Genomic DNA, 17,849 nt, shown 5'->3' with positions numbered 1-17,849 from the left:
AACAACTGGTATCGCCACCGCCTGACCACTAAACAAAAAGGGGCGGCCGAGATGACCGCCCCCTCCCCATTATTGATCAGTGTGGCAAGGGGTCAGCCCCTTGCCACACCCTGCCGCTATTTTTGGCAGGCCTCTTTCCAATCTTCGCAGGCGCGCTTCCAGCGAAAACGCAGGTCGCGCTCGCGGTCGATAAACATGATGGCAAACGCCACGAACAGCAGCACGCTCGCCACCGCAATAGCGTGCAGCCCCATGCGCTCAATACACCAGTTTCCCAGCACAGCGCCAAACACAAAGGTAAAGATCACGCCAAAGTACAGCAGGCCGTTTTCCAAAAAGCCGCGCTTGTGGGTGATGATGTAATCGTCCACGTTTTGCAGCGCATTGCGCAGGTTACCGATGCACATGGTCGTGGCAATGCCGTGACCGTGGATCTTGCGGAAGCTCTCGACCTGCATACCGCAGGCAAACGAGATGAGGCAGTTGGCGAGCAAGTTGTAGCCGCCACCGGGGATAAAGCTCACGCCCAGCAAGATGACGGCTTCAAAGAACACCGTCACCTGGCGCCAGTGAATCACGCTGCCAAACCGTTCGTGTACCAGGTCGGCAAGCATTATGCCCACGGCAAACGACACCACAGGGAAGAAATAGCGCCCCGCGAGCGCCCAATTGCCCTCCGAGATGCTCACGCCCACCAGCAAGATGTTGCCCGTCTGCGCGTTGGCGAAAACATGGTCGCGCCCAATGTACGAATAAACGTCCATAAAGCCACCGGCGAGCGCCAAGATGATGCCCAGCTCAATAGACTCCGATATCTGTTTGGCACGCTGCATCGTCGTGCGCCCTCCTTGTTGACGACCTTCTCGTGCGTTGGCGGAAACATAGCCGCCGTTCATACTGTAACCCATTGACAACATGGCGCGCCCGCGAGACGGACTCCCCAACGCGCAGATACACCGTCTGGAAACAAACGGCGGGCGCGGCATCGACACCCGACACCTCGTGTACTCCACCAGTCTTTTTAGCCCCGTCCCAAAAGACTGGTTACAATTACGTGCAGCATACAAACACCGGGAGGAATCGTGGCAAAAAAGCCCCAGGACGCTCAGCACAACCAGCACGGCAAGCATGCCCAACGCGGCCAGCAGCAAAAGCGTGGAAGCAAAGCCCAGGGCTCGCGCCCCGCGCATGCCCCGGCAGCGCCTGTCCGCCCCTGGCGCCCGGGCCGCGATAAGTTCCTCCCCGTCAGCCGCGCCGACATGGATGCGCGCGGCTGGGACCAGTGCGACTTTGTCTACATCTGCGGCGACGCCTACGTGGACCATCCCAGCTTTGGCATGGCCATCATCAGCCGCGTCCTCGACGCGCACGGCTACAAAGTGGGCATCATCTGCCAACCCGACTGGACCGACCCCGCCAGCATCACCGTGCTCGGCGAGCCGCGCCTGGGCTTTCTCGTCAGCGCCGGCAACATGGACTCCATGGTCAACCACTATTCGGTGACCAAGCACCGCCGCCACACCGACGCCTATACCCCCGGTGGCGAGGAGGGACACCGCCCCAACCGTGCCGTCACGGTCTACGGCAACCTCATCCGCCAGACATTCAAGGACGCCCCCATCATCATCGGCGGCATCGAGGCAAGCCTGCGTCGCTTGGCCCACTACGACTACTGGCAGGACAAGCTCAAGCGCTCGGTACTGCTCGACTCGGGCGCCGACATCCTCATCTACGGCATGGGCGAGCACGCGATTGTCGAGATTGCCGACGCGCTCGACGCGGGACTGCCCGTCGATCAGATCACCTATATCAACGGCACCGTCTACCGCACGGGTTCGCTCGACGAGGTCTACGACTACGACTTGCTGCCCAGCTGGGACGACCTTACCGCCGACAAGCTCAACTACGCGCGCAGCTTTAACGTGCAGCAGCAGAATATGGACCCCATCACCGGACATCGCCTGGTAGAGCCCTACCCCAACAGCGTCTATGTGGTGCAGAACCCGCCGTCGGCGACGCTCACCACCGACGAGATGGACGAGGTGGCCGAGCTCCCCTACGCACGCGATTGGCATCCCGATTACGACGCAGCGGGCGGCGTGCCGGCCTTTGCCGAGATCAAGTTTTCGATCAGCTCCAACCGCGGCTGTTTTGGCGAGTGCTCGTTTTGCGCGCTCGCCTTCCACCAGGGCCGCGTGCTGCAGATGCGCAGCCACGACTCGATCATGCGCGAGGCCGAGCTGCTCACGCGCGATCCCGAGTTTAAGGGCTATATCAACGACGTGGGCGGGCCGACGGCCAACTTTAGCCGTCCCGCCTGCGACAAGCAGCTCAAGCACGGCGTATGCAAGAACAAGCGATGCCTGTGGCCGAGCGTGTGCAAGAACATGGTGGTCGACGAGAGCGGCTACACCCAGCTGCTGCGCGACCTGCGCCAGCTGCCGGGCGTCAAGAAGGTCTTTGTCCGCAGCGGCATCCGCTTCGACTACACCATGGCCGATGCCTCGGATGAGTTTTTGCGCGAGCTGCTGGAGCACCACGTCTCGGGCCAGCTACGCGTAGCACCCGAGCACGTGAGCGACGCGGTGCTTTCCGTGATGGGCAAACCGAGCCGAGCCGTCTACGACGCATTCTGCCGCAAATTTGAACGCTTGAACCGCGAGTACGGACTCAAGCAGTACGTGGTGCCGTATCTGATCTCGAGCCACCCCGGATCGACGATGAAGGAAGCCGTGGACCTTGCCGAGGCCGTGCGAGACATGGGCTACATGCCCGAGCAGGTGCAGGACTTCTACCCCACGCCGTCCACCATGTCGACGTGCATGTACTACACCGGCGTGGACCCGCGCACCATGGAGCCGATCTATGTGGCGCGCGACCCGCACGAAAAGGCCATGCAGCGCGCGCTCATCCAGTATCGCAAGCCCGAGAACTACAAGCTCGTGCGCGAGGCGCTAGAGAAAGCCGGCCGTCGCGACCTGATCGGCTACACCAAGCATTGCCTGATCCGCCCCGTGCCGCCACGCCCGGGCGAGACATCTGCCGGCGGCGGACATGGCACCGGTAAGAAGAGCGGCAAGGGCCACGGTGGCGCTGGCGGCGCTGGAGCCAAGGGACCCAAGGGCAGCAAGGGCCACGGCGGCATGTCGCGCGCACAGAACACCGCCGGGCGCAACCGTGCGGCTCAGGGGCGTCAGGGTGCCAACGGAGGCGGTCGCCGCAACTAAGGCAGCAGTGCGCTCGCTGCGTCCATCCCACACGCGTGGCGCAACGAGCGCATTGCCTCAACGAGGATGACGCCGGCGATAGCGACCGTAATTGCCACGTCGACCGGCGTGTTCACAAACCACAGCAGGCCCATGAGATACGACCCGGCATTAAAAGCAAAGTGCAGCAGGATCGTGTAGCGGAGCTTTCCGGTCGTCACGAGCACCCAACCAAAGATGAGGGCGGCGGCACCCGCGTAGCAACCCTGCACCCAATTCATGTGCATAAAACCGAAGATTGCCGCCTGCAGCATAATCGCCGCGGCGACACCCCACGTGCTTGGGGCCGCCCAGGACACTATGGCGCCGTCTTGCGCACTCGCACGACGCCGGCGCTTCCAGAGCGGACGGCACTGGGGATTAAACGCACGCAGCGAAAACTCAAAGATAACACCGCGCACCAGGAGCTCTTCGCAAAACGGCGCGCCGAGCACCGTGGTCAGGACGGCAAGAGGACTGGTATCGCCCATGCCCGTTTCCTCGACAAGCTCGCTGTAGTCGGCCGCGGCATCGGGCAACAGCGACAGCACGGCGTCGGTCACGTAGCTAACGACCACCTGCAGGGCAAGACCGATCACGATAACGCAGGCGATGCGTTTCCACGCCCCACGCGCTCCCCCGCCGAGCGGATGCTCGCTTTGCGAACGCGCCATAAACGAGCGCGGCCACAGATAACGCCACCACAGCAGCGCCATCAAAAACGACGCCGTCTGAGCGGCGGCCTGAAGCAATTGAATGTCGAGGTCATCGATCGAAAAACCCATGAACACCGATGCGACGCCAAGGGCGGAGAACAAAACGACGCTCAGGGCAATATCGGCAGCGACAACGCCAAAACAGGCAAGCGCCCACGCTATCGCATTGAGCATGCCAGCCTCCTCAAAACCCGGTACTTGGGAACGTTCCTTAACTGCCGGCAGAAAATGAACGTCCCCAAGTACCGGCAGTTTGGGACAGTCATTGTTGATGAGAATCGGGTGCAGTGCCAAAGGCCCCGCTGGGCGAAATGTCGAACGGGAAGGTGCCGCAGCGATTGAACGCGGCGATAAACATGCGGATGGCGTTGGACGGCGTGGTGCCCACGAGTTGGGTTGCCGCCGCGAAGGCCGCCTTTTCCTCGGGCAAGACCTTCGCGACAACCGGGGTCATGTGTTCTGCCATGGCGCTTCCTTTTTGAAACAACGGTAGTGCGGATAGATGCGGGCCACGCGGCTGGGCGACGGGCTGTGAAGGCAACCCGATTGGCCCGCATCTGGAGTTTGTTTCTGCGGCGTTGGTATTACTTGGTATTTCTAAGTTATACCCGGCAGATAGAATACCACAACCGGCCCCATGGGGACGGAGAAAAGACGGATTATTTTGTTGCTGGGTTAGTATTTAGAGCGTGATGATGTCCGAGATATCGAGGGCCTAAGCGTCGGCGTATGGCGCGCCCAGGCTGGGTATCCGGCGCATGGCGCCCTATTGTCTTGCATAATTTCGCTTATGCCATGCATAAAAATACGGGGGCACCCCTTCTCGTCCCAACGTACCCCCGCTTGTACCGTGCAAAAACCGGAGTTTTCAGCATCGCGGCCCCCGCAGGCGGTGCCGCGAATCGTGGACGCCGCGCGATTGGCGTCGTTTTGGGGCACGGCGCGACGCGAAACGCGCGTTATCGCCGCGCCGGACGCCGTCAGCCAACCCAAATCGCCTGCCGAAGGATCCCGCTGGCTCAAAAAGACGATTCCGGCGCGTATGCAGTCACCCCGGCTTGCTGAAAACTCCCAAAAATGCACGGCGCGCCCCGGGGGACCCGTGCGCGCCACGAAAAACACGCCCGCATCCAAAAGAATGCGAGCGCGAAAGCCGGATGGCGGCAAGGGCGCCAGGCAGCGGGCGAAATCCCCGGCGTGTCCGCCCGGGCACCGCAGCCGCCGCGCGTCAGCAGAAAACCTCATGCCCTGCGTTGATGTCGGCCCCCGCATACGCGAATCTCCAACTAGGTCGATAGCCCGTATCCCTTGCCGCGACCGTCTCCGTGCGTTTCCACGAAGAAGACTGGCCCCACCTAATACTGAGCCCACTAAAAGGGCCCCGAGCATAGTCTGCTCGAGACCCAAACTCGTGTCGCCTTACCGCGCGACGCGTATGTTACTTGCGCTTGCCGCCGCCGTCACCGGGGCGACGGGAGCTGCCGCCGCGCTTGCCGCCACGGCTGTTGCCATAGCTGCCACGGTTATCGCGACCGCCGGCACGGCCACCACGGGAGCCGGCCTGGTTGCTGCCACGTCCGCCGCGATAGCCGCCGCGGCGCTCCTCGCGGGTATCGTCGTAGTTGCGCCAGTCATCGCGACGATCTCGACTGGCACGCGGATCGCGACGATCGCGCGACTCGCCAGAACGGCCGCCGCGCTCTTCAAAGCGCTTGCCGCCACGGGACTCGCCGCCGCGGCCGCCGCGCTCGTCATCGCGACCGGAACGACGACGGTCGCCCGCGCCGCGCTTGCCGCCGCGCGAGCCACGGCCCTCGTCCTCGCGCTCAACACGGCGACGACCACCGCGGTCCTCGTCCTCGCGGCGACGGCGATGTGCCTCGCCCTGGAACTGCTTGGCACGACGCTCGGCACGGTTGCCGCGCGGGGCCGGCTCGACGGCACCAGCACCTGCACGCTCCTCGGCAGCCACCTCGCGGGCCACGCTCTCCACGGCCTCGTCCACGCGAGCCTGAACGCCCTCGCGCACGCGGGTCTTGCCGCCGCGCTTGGGACGGCTCGGGCGCTCGCTGTCGCCGCGACGCTCATCGCGACCGCGGTTGGAACGACCGGCCACATCGCCGTAATCGTCGCCGTTGCGCTTGCCGTCGCGACGCGCCTGCTCAAGCTTCTTCTTGCTCTTGGACTTACCGCGCTTGGTCTTCTTCTTCACCTTAAAGGCCGCAGGGTCGCGCTCGGGGTCAACCGCAGGCGGATTGGGGCCCACGTGCAGGTCGCCGGCCTCGTAGATGTCGGCCGTCTTGTCCATGAGCTTCTCGATCTCGTAGAACTCATCCACGTCCTGCTCGGTCACAAACGTGATGGCCCAGCCCAGCTCGCCGGCGCGCCCCGTACGGCCAATACGGTGGATGTAGTCGGTCGGCTCGGCCGGCACGTCAAAGTTCACGACGTAGCGCACGTCGCTGATGTCGATGCCGCGGGCGAGCACGTCGGTTGCCACCAGCACGTCGACGGTACCGTCGCGGAAGGCCGAAAGCGCGCGCTCGCGCTGGGCCTGGCTGCGGTTGCCATGAATCGCGGCAGCCTTGATGCCCTTGCGCTCCAGACGACGGCAGCAGCTGTCGGCACGGTGCTTGGTGCGCATAAAGACGATGGTGCGCTCCGGGCCTTCCTTCTTGAGGAACTCGGGCAGCAGGTTGTTCTTGGCCTCGATGGACACCGGGAACACAAACTGGTCGACGGTGTCGGCGGTCGACGTTGCAGGCGCGATCTCCACACGGGCCGGATCGCTCACCAGATCGGTGATCTCGCCCACGGCCTCCTCGTCGAGGGTCGCCGAAAACAGCAGCGTCTGGCGCTCTGCCGGGGTCTCGCGCACAATACGGCGAACGGCGGGCAAAAAGCCCATGTCGAGCATGCGGTCGGCTTCGTCGAGCACCAGCACCTTGACCTCGTCCAGGTGGCAGGCACCCTGCTCGATCAGATCGACCAGACGGCCCGGCGTTGCGACCAGGATGTCGCAGCCGTACTTGAGGGCAGCGGTCTGCGGCTTGTAGCTCACGCCGCCCACGACGGTCACGGCAACATGGCCGGTGACGTCGGCGATCTTGCTCGCGACCTCGTCGATTTGCTGGGCGAGCTCGCGCGTAGGGGTGATGACGAGCATCACGGGGCCGCGGCCGTTGCCCTCGGGCTTTTTAGCACCGCGACGACGGTTACGGCCGCCGCGCTCGCGCACAGGTTTGGGAGGAGCGATGTGCTCCAGATTGTTCATGGTCGGCAGCAAAAAGGCGGCCGTCTTGCCGGTGCCGGTCTGAGCGGCGGCAAGCAGGTCGCGGCCCTCGAGCACCACGGGGATCGAGCCGGCCTGCACGGGCGTCGGCGCCGTGTAACCCAGGTTCTCGATGGCACGAAGTATCTCGTCCGAAAGACCCAGCTCGTCAAAGGCGGGCAGGTTCTCGGTAGCGGACTCGACGGTCTCGGCGGCGCTGGCCTCGTCGGCCGCATCGAAGGCAGCCTGGGCCATGGCCTCGCGGGTCTCGTCCAGGATCTCGGCGTCGGTGACGTCGGATACAGAATTACGCATATGTTGTTGTTCCTTATCTGCACGCGCAAGGGGCACGGCATGCGGCCGCGCGGGCGTGCTTGGTAGTGCGCTAGTACATACAAAAACGGGTGCGCACAGAGAGGACGTTGCTCAGCACGCTGGCGATCGCTTTGGCAGCCATATCACGCGCCGTCCAGACGCAGCAGCTCTAAGCGATGGAGCAGATTCGCCGCGGGTTAGTATACCTGCACTCCGTATGCCCCCACGTAAACCACAGATGACGGGGCGGACGGAGCCGAGCAGAGACCCCCGCCGGACAACATCTCAATCTGTAACATCTACGGGGCAAATCGGGTCTCAGATGTTACAGACCGAGACAGAAGACTCCCCCGTCAGACAATGTCTCAATCTGTAACAGTAACTCGGCAAAAACGGAACTAGATGTTACAGATTGAGACGAAGGGCGAGGATGGTGCACTAACTTGGCAGTCGACCCCCGTATCGGAATGTCATACATTTCAACTTTTGCCATACACCCCCAGGGGGTATGGGTGTATAGTATCGACAGGCTAACAATTCCAACACCGAACCACAGAAAGGAGAGGCCATGGCTCAAGATAAGTTCGACGTAGGCGGCATGACATGCGCCGCCTGCCAGGCGCACGTGGACCGTGCCGTGAGCAAGCTCGACGGCGTCCAAAGCGTCGCGGTCAACCTACTCGCCGGTTCCATGATGGTCGACTACGACCCCGCGCAGGTCTCCCCCGACGATATCTGCACCGCCGTCGACCGCGCGGGCTACTCGGCCTCACCCGTCAGCACGGGCACCGGTGCCGCCGGCTCAAACGGCAGCGCGCAAGCCAGGTCTGGCGCCGCCCATATGGAGTCGCCCACCAAAAAGCTGGAGGCCGCCGCCTCTGCCATGCGCACCCGCCTCATCGTCTCGATCGTCTTCCTCATCCCACTGTTCTACATAGGCATGGGACACATGCTCGGCTGGCCGCTGCCCGGCATTTTCACCGACCATATCCACAGCATGACGCTCGCCCTCACCGAGCTCGTTCTGCTCATCCCCATCGTCTACGTCAACGACGCGTACTTTATCAACGGGTTTAAATCGCTCGCGCACGGCGCACCCACCATGGATGCCCTCATCGCCGTGGGCGCCACCGCTTCCATTGCCTGGTCGCTCTATGCCATGTTTATCATGGCCGACCAGCTGGCCACGGGGCAGGTGCACGAGGCCATGATGACAGGCATGGACAATCTGTATTTTGAGAGCGCGGGCACGATCCTGTCGCTCGTCACCGTGGGCAAATACCTCGAGACGCGCAGTAAGTCCAAAACCGGCGGCGCCATCGAGGCGCTCATCGATCTGGCGCCTAAAACCGCGACCGTCGTTGCCGACGACGGCAGCGAAACCATCGTCGACGTCGATAGCATCCTTCCCGGCCAGGTCCTGCGCGTGCACCCCGGCGAGTCAATCCCCGTCGATGGCGTGGTGCTCGAGGGTAGCTCGGCCGTGGACGAGAGTGCGCTCACCGGCGAGTCAATCCCCGTGGAAAAGACCGCCGGCGACACCGTCAACGCCGCCACCGTCAACCGCACCGGTTCGTTTACCTTCCGCGCCACGCGGGTTGGTGCCGACACGTCGCTGGCCAAGATCATCCAGCTCGTCGAGGACGCCAACGCCACCAAGGCGCCCATCGCCCGCATGGCCGACAAGGTCGCCGGCGTGTTCGTGCCCGTGGTGTTCGTGATCTCGGCCGTGACCTTTGCGGTGTGGATGGCACTGACCGGCAGCATAAACGAGGCACTTACCTCCGCCGTGGCCGTGCTGGTGATCAGTTGTCCCTGCGCGCTCGGCCTAGCCACGCCCGTCGCTATTATGGTAGGCACCGGCAAGGGCGCCGAGATGGGCATTCTGTTTAAGAGCGCCGAGGCGCTGGAGAGCCTGCGCAGCGTGGGTACCGTGGTGCTCGATAAGACGGGTACGGTCACCCGCGGCAAACCTGCCGTGACCGATATCGTGGTAGCCACGCGCGCCGACGGCTCGCCCGCCATGAGTGAAAAGGCGTTACTGAAGCTCGCTGCCGCGCTGGAGCGCTCGAGCGAGCATCCGCTGGCCGAGGCGATTATGACCGAGTGCGAGGTGCGCGGAATCGTGGCGCGCATGGTCGAGGACTTTGCCGCCGTGCCTGGACGAGGCGTTACGGCGCGCGAGGGACAAAACGCCATCGCTGCCGGTAACGTTCGCCTGATGAGCGAGCTGGGTATCACCGTGCCCTCAGGACTTGCGGAGCGATTCGCCGCCGAGGGCAAGACACCGTTGTTCTTTGCCAAGAACGGCGAGCTTGTCGGCACCATTGCCGTGGCTGACGAGGTCAAGGAGACGAGCGCCGAGGCCATCGCTGTAATGCGTTCGCTCGGCGTCGACGTGCACATGCTCACCGGCGACAACCGTGTGACGGCCGAAGCAATCGCCCGCCGCGTAGGACTGAGCAGCAAGCAGGTCATTGCCGACGTGCTTCCCGCCGACAAGGAACGCCACGTGCGCGAACTGCAAGATGCGGGCGGCAAGGTCGCCATGGTGGGCGACGGCATCAACGACTCCCCTGCCCTGGCGCGCGCCGACGTGGGCCTTGCTATCGGCACTGGCGCCGACATCGCCAAGGAAGGGGCAGATGTGGTACTCATGCGCAGCGATCTCATGGACGTCGCCCGCGCCATCGAGCTTTCGCGCGCCACGATTCGCAACATCAAGCAAGACCTGTTCTGGGCGCTGTTCTACAACGGCATCGGCATTCCGCTCGCTGCGGGCGTGTTCTTCCCCCTCACCGGCTGGCAGCTCTCGCCGATGTTTGGCGCCGCAGCCATGAGCCTGTCGAGCGTTTGCGTCGTAAGCAACGCGCTGCGCCTGAAATCCTTTAAGCCTAAAGTGGCAAAATAGGCTCACCATTACGTCCACTTAGAACGGGTTTTCCAGGTGCCCGAGATTGACCTGAAAGAGGAGCGACGCGTACTTTGGTACGCGAGTGACGGCTTGAAGGTCAAGGTCGGGTGCCTGGGAAAGCCGACATAACAGAGAGGAATACCCATGCGTTACACAATTAAGACTTCCGGCCTTATGTGTGGCCACTGCGACGCTACTGTCGAGACGGCACTGCTCAACGTTGCCGGCGTGACCGACGCCGATGCCGATCACGAGACTCAGACGGTACAGGTGGAGTGCGCCGACACCGTGGCCGCTGAGCAGCTCGCTGCCGCCGTCGAAGGCGCCGGCGAGAAGTTCCACGCCCTGTCCGTGACCGCAGCCTAGCTGCTACCAGAAGCATTCGACCCCATCGACCAGAAACGAGGACCCGCCATGATGGCAGACCACAAATCGGTGAACCGTATGCTCAAGACGGCGCGCGGCCAGATCGACGGCATCCTGAGGATGGTCGAGGAGGACCGCTACTGCGTCGATATTTCCACGCAGCTCATGGCCACACAGGCACTCCTCGCGCGCATTAACGCCGACGTGCTCAAGGCGCATATCGAGGGCTGCGTGACTTCGGCAATCGAATCGGGCGACGAAGACCTCAAAGCCGCGAAGCTCGCCGAGATCGAACGCGTCGTCGACAAGCTCTCTAAGTAATCGGCGCATTGGGGACAGACCACTTTGCACCGTCTTGATGTTCCGAGGACAGGTATGTTTGCACCACATTGGTGCAGATTAACCTGTCCCCCTTGCTCTAAATCGGGTATAAAGGCGTGCGGCATATCGAATGAAAGGCAATTTGCATGAATGACTTTATGAAGGGCCGCAATGGCGCCGACGAGCTCACCATCGTGATGGGTTTTACCGGCATCGTCATCGCGATGATCGGGTCGATGGCCCGCGTCCAGTGGCTCAGTTGGATCGCCATCGCCGTCATCGTGATCGGCGTGCTGCGCGGCCTGTCCAAAAACATCGACGCACGTCGCAAGGAGAACGAGGCCTTTGTCGCCGGCTCGGCTAAGGTCCCCGGCTTGGGCAAGTTTGTCGCCAGCTTGGGTGGCGGCGCTGCAGCGGCCAGCACCTCACGCGCGGCCGGCACCAGTAAGGAAGACTTTGAGCGTGCCAAGCGCACGGCCAAGAAGATGTGGAAAGGTCGCAAGACCACGGCATACCTCAAGTGCCCCAACTGCGGCCAGATGCTCTCCGTTCCCAAGGGCAAAGGCAAAATCCGCGTCACCTGCCCCAAGTGCCACGCCAAGATGGAGACGCGCTCGTAGCCGCCATACCGCAGGACAAAATAAAAGCCGAGGCCTCGCACTGGGACCTCGGCTTTTTTGAATGCGGCAAAGGACCCGCCCCCGTCACGCCTACGCCACGCCGTCGCGGGCAAGCTCCTCGGCAAGCGCCTCGGCTGGCATGGCCATAATCGTGTCGAGCTCGGCGTCCACCTCGGGAATACGCTTCACCTTGAGTTTGCGCACCAGATCGCCACGACACATCACGTGCATCGGCTCGCGCAGAGCGCACAGGTCATCGAGCGGATTCTCGCGCGTCACCAGGATATCGGCAGCCTTGCCGCACTCGATCGCACCGGTCTCGCCGCCCAGCCCCAGCAGCTCAGCATTGACCTGCGTAGCCGTATGCAGCGCAAACGCATTGCTCACGCCCACGTACTTGGCAAAATAGGCCACCTCGCGCCACATGTCGTACTGGGTCACGAACGGGCAGCTCGAATCCGTACCCAAACCTACCTTGATACCGGCTTCCAGCGCCGCACGAGCGCTCTCGATAATGCCCGAGCACACGATATCGCCGTTCTTCTTTTGCGTTTCGGTCGAATGAGTCTTCTCCGGATCGAGCAGCACAAACGGCAGTGCGGGGCTGATCGTGCAGGTCACACTCGGCGCACGCCCCTCGAGCTGAGTTCCCGCGGCGCCGCGGTACAGCTCCAGGATCTCGGGCGTCAACGGAGCGCCGTGCTCGATCGTATCGACGCCGGCCTCGAGCGCGGCCTTCACCCCCTCGGTGCTCTCGACATGAGCCATAACCGGAAGGCCCATATCGTGCGCCGCCTTGCACGCCGCTGCGGCAACCTCCACCGGCATACGCAGCACGCCCGGCTCGCCTACCTCGGTCGCATCGAACACACCGCCCGTTACGAACAGTTTAATGACATTGGCACCGCGCGCATACAGGTCGTGAACCTGTTCGGCCGCCTCGGAGGGACTGTTGGCCACCTGCGCGAACAGCCCCGCGCCGTGGCCACCCGGCACCGTAACGCCCGTTCCCGGCGCCACCAAACGCGGACCCTGATACTTGCCGGCATCGATGGCATCGCGCACGGCCAGATCGGCAAACAGCGGGTCGCCCGCACCGCGCACCGTGGTCACGCCGCTTGCCAGCTGCTGTTGGGCGCTGCCCTTAAGAATATGGCGCACGATAGCGCGCCCCACGGGATTATCGAGCTTCTTCATCAGCGCGCCCGCATCGCCCGCCGAAACCGGCTTGCCCGAGCCGCACAGATGCACATGCATATTGATGAGGCCCGGCATGAGATACGCCCCGGCCAGGTCGAGGACCTCGGCACCTGCAGGCGCCTGCGCAACAGCACTCGGCCCCATCCACGTGATGACACCGCGCTCAACGGCCACGGCCATGTCGGGCTGCGGCTCCATATGCTCCGAACCATCCAGGACGGTCGCATTGATAAACAACGTGGAACGATCGGCAGACGCCATATCGAGCTCCTCCCTCACGATTAACTTGAACATTTGTCCATTATCACCTAATGCAGCAAACTAAAGTCGAACATATCGGTTAGCGGAGGGACGAGAGAGCTGTGAGGGCAAACGGAGACAGCACGGCAATGCTCCGGCCGTTCCAGCAAAACGTCTTGATCTGTAACAGGTAGACCAGGTTTTAGCAGCCAGATGTTACAGATCGAGATCTTTCGGCACCGCGTCCATCCTTTGTCTCAATCTGTAACAGTTGGGTCGATTTTTGGCCGTTAGATGTTACAGATCGAGATCTTTCGGCACCGCGGCCAACTTTGTCTCAATCTGTAACAGTTGGGTCGAATTTTGGCCGCAAGATGTTACAGATCGAGATATTCTCCAGCCCTGTCTTCAAACATCTAAATCTGTAACATGTAGACAGGTTTTCGGCCTCTAGATGTTACAGATTTAGATCTTCTAGCGGCAGCCAACCTTCTGTCTCGATCTGTAACAGTTACGAGGCCAAACGGCCCCTTGTTGTTACAGATCGAGACAAACTCGACAGGAACAACCACATCCGCGTTAGTCGTATCCCTCAGCGCCCATACCACTGACGCTTCCATCCCTCAGCCAAATCGGCCCGCTGCGAAATACCCGCCAGCCTCATCTTTTCAGCCAGCTTCCCCGGGTTCTTGAGCTCATCAAACGTGAACCTCAGCACCTTGTGCCCGAGCATTGTCAGATGAGATTCCCGCTGACGCTCTGCTACGAACGGATCGACCGACTCCCGATCCCCACCATCCTGCAGGGTATACTTTCCTCTTCCGTCGAGCTCGCCAATCACGCACGTCCCGTCCTCGAGCCTCCAGAAATAATCGACCCGAAACACCTGGCTCGAATCGAGCGGATCGCGAAACTCCACCTGCAACTCTGGCACCGGAAAACCGTATGCAATAAAGAACGCTCGGAACCGAGACTCGCCACCGTTTTCGGACAGCCCGTCCGCATGCGACGCAATCACCTGAGCTCTGCGATACCCGCGTCTGCCCTCGCAATCGGCCTGGAGCCGTTCGCAGAGGTCGTCGCGCGATATGCCCTTCGCCCGCAGCGCAGAATCGGCAATCGCCAGACCATATGAAAACGGCGCACGCAGCAGACAATCCTCCACCGTGCGCCAAAACGGCGTCACTCGCACGCCGTCGACGCGCTCAAGCGCACCCGACGCCTGCGGACGCAGCAGCCTATATCCCGTACTCAACGCCACCGAACAACCCGTCTTGACCAAGTAACGCGGCCCGAGCAGATCATTCGGCACCTCCAGACCCCATATCAGCGCGGCGTCATACCCCCAAAACGCCCAATCGGGATGAAACTCCGCAAGCCCCTTGATGGTCCGCCGAGCCCGCTCCGGCGGCGTCAACGCATCCCATTCATGCTGAAAACAGAATAGGTGCGATTCGGGCTCCGCAATATCGTCTGTGCCCACATGGCGCCGCAACCACATGAGCTCGGCATTATCGTGCGTCGCAAGCAGCACGCCTTGTTCAGCCGCCTCCGTGAGCCTGGCAAGCATCCTATTCCGCGCCAAGGTGCTACGTGCTGCATGTTTGTGTTTGAAAACGGTATTAGACACTTTCATCACCACCACGTCAGACAAATGGACCATCGTCACCGTTGCCTCCGCTGACAAATGTCTTGATCTGTAACAGGAAGACAATCTTTGAGCCTCTAGTTGTTACAGATTTAGATTGTTCGGCACCGCGGCCAACATTTGTCTCGATCTGTAACAGTTAGGTCGAATTTTGGCCTGTAGATGTTACAGATCGAGACATCCCCCCTGCCGGGTTCCAAACATCTCAGTCTGTAACAGTTAGACGTTCTCCAGACCCCTAAACGTTACAGATTTAGACAAACCAGCAACGCCCAAGCAGTCGTCTCGATCTGTAACAGGTAGACCGGTTTTTTGTCCCTAAACGTTACAGACCGAGACAAATAGACGGGCGGCGGAGGCGCGACTGCCCATCCCCTACTCCCATTCCTGTTTGTAGATGTTGAGTGACTTTACGTAGCGCCCCTGGGCGCCCATGATGTCGCGAACCAGCCGTAAGAAGAAGCTGATACACGAGGTATCGAAGCCATCTTCTAGGTCCTCAGGATGCACGGCGCCAGGCCCGTCGACCGCCGTATCGCTCAGGCGCGCAATGTCGTAGAGGTAGAGCTGCCCCGCCGTCAGCCAGACGTCGTCGACGCACGCGAGGCGCACCGCAATCGCGCCATCGCGCCAGTGTTCCTTTTGCACGATATGCGGATCGTAGACGTCAAAGCGACGGTCGGTACGCGTGTCACGCAGCGCGACCATACCGGTCGCGGGATCCTTATCCAAAATGCCAAAGCGAGAGAAATAGTGCGTGTCGCGTACCTGCTCGAGCCGTCTGAGCGAGACGGGCGAAAGCGACGCCGGCGGCTCGTCAACATACAGCTCAAGCAGCGTCTTGCCATGGTAATAGGGACGCTCGAACAGCAGCCAATCGGTAAATGCCATGTTATAGGCCATGATTTCATTTTGCGAGGGCTCCTCGCAATAGCTGAGCCATGGATCGACTATCACTTCGAACTGTGTACGCGCCGCCTCCAAAAACTGAAACTTGCGCAGCATCCAAAACTGGGCCATGCCGGCAATATCGTCACCGACGGCCTCGGCCAGACGTCCCCGGTCCAAAACATGATCAGCCATGGCATCCTCCTCAAACTGATAAACCTCAATTTGAGCTTACGAGGAGGGCGGGTGGTCGCCGCCATCACGGGCGAAATGGGCATCGGGCTGCAAACCAGATGCTGACCAAGCGCTTGACGGGATACTTGCAGATTATACAAATTGCCACAAAATCGCGGGTAGAACTAGACGAATCACCCGCGCCGCTGTCCGCAAACAACTAAAGCCGCCACATAAACAGCAGAGCGCAACGAGCGCAAACGCCAACGGGTAGGCAGCCAAACGTCGGCAAACGAGCAAAACGCTCGCAAACCCGCAAGGAGTGTCCCCGGATGCCGGCATATAAGGAACGTCCCCAGCTGCCGGCACTTGGGGACGTTCCTTATATGCCGGCCGTTGGGGACAGCCCTTGCCGATTCGATTGTTGAGTAACTCTGTGATTGTCTTACAGCCCCAGCGTCTCGGCGACCTCGTCTGCGCAGGCGAGGGCATCGGCCATGGCACCCACCACGAGCGAGCTGCCGTTGCGGGCATCGCCGGCCACATACACCGGCGCGGCATCCGCGGCAACGCCATCCACGCGAGCCGCAAGATGCGAGTCCTCGGAGGCCATCACGGGCAACGGACGGCCCGCCGTGGCAATAGGCACGTCAACAGCGTCGAACACGCCGTGCTCCGGACCCGTAAAGCCACAGGCGATCAGCACCAGCTGGGCCGGCACCTCGTGCTCGGAGCCCGCAATGCGTTCGGGCTTGCCGGCCGACCAGTCCAGATCGACCACGCGCAGGCCCGCGGCCGCGCCCTTCTTGTCCAGCAATACCTCGAGCGTATCCACGCCCCAAGCACGCATCTCGCCGCCCATGGCAGCGATAGCCTCCTGCTGACCGTAGTCGGTCTTCTTAACGTTGGGCCACTGCGGCCAGGGATTGCTCGCCGCACGCTTATCGGGCGCAGCCGGCAAGAACTCAAACTGACGCACACTGCGTGCACCCTGGCGCACCGCGGTACCCACGCAGTCGTTGCCGGTATCGCCGCCGCCAATGACTACAACGTCCAGGCCGCGCGCGTTCACCGCGGGCTCACCGCCATCGAGCACCGACACGGTCGAAGCCGTCAGGTAGTCCACGGCATACACCACGCCCGGGGCATCCACATTCGTAGCCAAAAGACCGCGGGGCGTACGAGCACCGGCAGCCACCACAACGGCGTCAAAACCATTGAGCTTGGCCGCCACCGCAGGGTTCGTAACGTCAGTACCCAGCTCAAAGACAATGCCCAGCTCGCGCATGAGCGCCACGCGGCGCTCGACCACGGACTTCTCGAGCTTCATGTTGGGAATGCCGTACATGAGCAGACCGCCTGGGCGGTCGTCGCGCTCAAACACCGTCACGCGGGCACCGCGACGCGCAAGTTCCCATGCAGCCACCAGGCCAGCCGGGCCGGAGCCCACCACGGCGACCGAGGGTGCGTCCTCCCCTGCCGGCTCAAAGCGACGTGGGCCGCCGTTTGCCCATTCGTGGTCGCTGATCGCGCGCTCGTTATCGTGAATCGTTGTGGGCTGGCCGTCGACCGAACCCAGGTTGCACGCAGCCTCGCACAGTGCCGGGCACACGCGGCTCGTAAACTCGGGCATGGGCGAGGTGAGCGACAGGCGCTCGGCCGCCTCGTCCCAGCGACCGCGATACACCAGCTCGTTCCACTCGGGAATCAGGTTGTGCAGCGGACAGCCACTCGGACGCGCCTTGCCAAAGCTCGCACCCATCTGGCAAAACGCCACGCCGCACATCATGCAGCGGCTCGCCTGGGCGCGGCGCGCATCGTCGTCGAGCTCCACATACAGCGGATCGAAATCGCGGCTGCGCTCCTCCACGGGGCGCAGCTCGTGGGTCACGCGATCGATATCAAGAAAAGCACCGGGCTTACCCATGGCA

Annotated in this window: 13 protein-coding genes; 5 read left to right on the top strand and 8 right to left on the bottom strand. The window is 62.1% G+C overall.

Going from position 1 to position 17,849, the window contains the following annotated elements:
* Nucleotides 1-116: 116 nt before the first annotated feature.
* The gene (locus tag ACTQ48_RS01150; RefSeq protein WP_154515938.1) at nucleotides 117-833 is read right to left on the bottom strand and encodes a YoaK family protein; all 717 of its coding nucleotides are present in this window, start codon (nucleotides 831-833) and stop codon (nucleotides 117-119) included.
* A 249-nt stretch (nucleotides 834-1,082) separates the two neighbouring features.
* On the opposite strand from ACTQ48_RS01150, the gene ACTQ48_RS01145 reads away from it, so the two are divergent.
* The gene (locus ACTQ48_RS01145) at nucleotides 1,083-3,227 is read left to right on the top strand and encodes a YgiQ family radical SAM protein (protein WP_441569902.1); all 2,145 of its coding nucleotides are present in this window, start codon (nucleotides 1,083-1,085) and stop codon (nucleotides 3,225-3,227) included.
* Here ACTQ48_RS01145 and ACTQ48_RS01140 read toward each other — a convergent pair.
* The 3 genes from ACTQ48_RS01140 to ACTQ48_RS01130 form a co-directional block, all read right to left on the bottom strand.
* Entirely contained in the window at nucleotides 3,224-4,135 is a 912-nt protein-coding gene (locus tag ACTQ48_RS01140; protein ID WP_441044650.1) for a CPBP family glutamic-type intramembrane protease, read from the bottom strand. The two genes, ACTQ48_RS01145 and ACTQ48_RS01140, sit on opposite strands and share 4 nt — an antisense overlap.
* Before the next feature lie 88 nt (nucleotides 4,136-4,223).
* Nucleotides 4,224-4,427, bottom strand: a complete 204-nt coding sequence (locus tag ACTQ48_RS01135) for a type II toxin-antitoxin system RelB/DinJ family antitoxin (protein ID WP_117647680.1) — start codon at nucleotides 4,425-4,427, stop codon at nucleotides 4,224-4,226.
* Between the two features lie 972 nt (nucleotides 4,428-5,399).
* The gene (locus tag ACTQ48_RS01130) at nucleotides 5,400-7,547 is read right to left on the bottom strand and encodes a DEAD/DEAH box helicase (protein ID WP_441569901.1); all 2,148 of its coding nucleotides are present in this window, start codon (nucleotides 7,545-7,547) and stop codon (nucleotides 5,400-5,402) included.
* Nucleotides 7,548-8,115: 568 nt separating this feature from the next.
* On the opposite strand from ACTQ48_RS01130, the gene ACTQ48_RS01125 reads away from it, so the two are divergent.
* From ACTQ48_RS01125 to ACTQ48_RS01110, 4 genes are all read left to right on the top strand, one after another.
* Nucleotides 8,116-10,458: a heavy metal translocating P-type ATPase gene (locus ACTQ48_RS01125; protein ID WP_441569900.1), complete on the top strand. Its 2,343-nt coding sequence runs from the start codon at nucleotides 8,116-8,118 to the stop codon at nucleotides 10,456-10,458.
* A 147-nt stretch (nucleotides 10,459-10,605) separates the two neighbouring features.
* Entirely contained in the window at nucleotides 10,606-10,827 is a 222-nt protein-coding gene (locus tag ACTQ48_RS01120; RefSeq protein ID WP_441067527.1) for a heavy-metal-associated domain-containing protein, read from the top strand.
* Between the two features lie 48 nt (nucleotides 10,828-10,875).
* On the top strand, nucleotides 10,876-11,148 hold the full coding sequence (locus tag ACTQ48_RS01115; protein WP_154515956.1) for a metal-sensing transcriptional repressor: 273 nt from the start codon (nucleotides 10,876-10,878) through the stop codon (nucleotides 11,146-11,148).
* A gap of 146 nt (nucleotides 11,149-11,294) precedes the next feature.
* A complete protein-coding gene (locus ACTQ48_RS01110; protein ID WP_154515959.1) occupies nucleotides 11,295-11,768 on the top strand; it encodes a hypothetical protein in 474 nt (157 codons plus the stop codon).
* Nucleotides 11,769-11,858: 90 nt separating this feature from the next.
* Here the strand turns inward: ACTQ48_RS01110 and ACTQ48_RS01105 are convergent, their stop codons facing one another.
* The 4 genes from ACTQ48_RS01105 to ACTQ48_RS01090 all read right to left on the bottom strand — a co-directional run bounded on the left by ACTQ48_RS01105 (nucleotide 11,859) and on the right by ACTQ48_RS01090 (nucleotide 17,845).
* A complete protein-coding gene (locus ACTQ48_RS01105) occupies nucleotides 11,859-13,262 on the bottom strand; it encodes an amidohydrolase family protein (RefSeq protein WP_441569899.1) in 1,404 nt (467 codons plus the stop codon).
* Nucleotides 13,263-13,800: 538 nt separating this feature from the next.
* The gene (locus ACTQ48_RS01100; protein ID WP_441569898.1) at nucleotides 13,801-14,877 is read right to left on the bottom strand and encodes a hypothetical protein; all 1,077 of its coding nucleotides are present in this window, start codon (nucleotides 14,875-14,877) and stop codon (nucleotides 13,801-13,803) included.
* A gap of 354 nt (nucleotides 14,878-15,231) precedes the next feature.
* A complete protein-coding gene (locus ACTQ48_RS01095) occupies nucleotides 15,232-15,939 on the bottom strand; it encodes a hypothetical protein (protein WP_441563073.1) in 708 nt (235 codons plus the stop codon).
* 424 nt (nucleotides 15,940-16,363) lie between these two features.
* On the bottom strand, nucleotides 16,364-17,845 hold the full coding sequence (locus tag ACTQ48_RS01090) for a glutamate synthase subunit beta (RefSeq protein WP_441569897.1): 1,482 nt from the start codon (nucleotides 17,843-17,845) through the stop codon (nucleotides 16,364-16,366).
* Nucleotides 17,846-17,849: the final 4 nt, after the last annotated feature.

The organism is Collinsella sp. Sow4_E3 (assembly GCF_052116285.1).
GTDB lineage: Bacteria > Actinomycetota > Coriobacteriia > Coriobacteriales > Coriobacteriaceae > Collinsella.
The sequence above is the reverse complement of the archived record's forward strand: the minus strand, read 5'-3'. Positions and strand labels throughout refer to the sequence as shown.

Excerpts from the sequence above, each read along its gene's own strand:
- ACTQ48_RS01090 (WP_441569897.1), bottom strand. The coding sequence starts at position 17,845 with ATGGGTAAGCCCGGTGCTTTTCTTGATATCGATCGCGTGACCCACGAG.
- ACTQ48_RS01140 (WP_441044650.1), bottom strand. The coding sequence starts at position 4,135 with ATGCTCAATGCGATAGCGTGGGCGCTTGCCTGTTTTGGCGTTGTCGCT.
- ACTQ48_RS01105 (WP_441569899.1), bottom strand. The coding sequence starts at position 13,262 with ATGTTCAAGTTAATCGTGAGGGAGGAGCTCGATATGGCGTCTGCCGAT.
- ACTQ48_RS01130 (WP_441569901.1), bottom strand. The coding sequence starts at position 7,547 with ATGCGTAATTCTGTATCCGACGTCACCGACGCCGAGATCCTGGACGAG.
- ACTQ48_RS01150 (WP_154515938.1), bottom strand. The coding sequence starts at position 833 with ATGCAGCGTGCCAAACAGATATCGGAGTCTATTGAGCTGGGCATCATC.
- ACTQ48_RS01115 (WP_154515956.1), top strand. The coding sequence starts at position 10,876 with ATGATGGCAGACCACAAATCGGTGAACCGTATGCTCAAGACGGCGCGC.
- ACTQ48_RS01110 (WP_154515959.1), top strand. The coding sequence starts at position 11,295 with ATGAATGACTTTATGAAGGGCCGCAATGGCGCCGACGAGCTCACCATC.
- ACTQ48_RS01135 (WP_117647680.1), bottom strand. The coding sequence starts at position 4,427 with ATGGCAGAACACATGACCCCGGTTGTCGCGAAGGTCTTGCCCGAGGAA.
- ACTQ48_RS01095 (WP_441563073.1), bottom strand. The coding sequence starts at position 15,939 with ATGGCTGATCATGTTTTGGACCGGGGACGTCTGGCCGAGGCCGTCGGT.
- ACTQ48_RS01120 (WP_441067527.1), top strand. The coding sequence starts at position 10,606 with ATGCGTTACACAATTAAGACTTCCGGCCTTATGTGTGGCCACTGCGAC.
- ACTQ48_RS01125 (WP_441569900.1), top strand. The coding sequence starts at position 8,116 with ATGGCTCAAGATAAGTTCGACGTAGGCGGCATGACATGCGCCGCCTGC.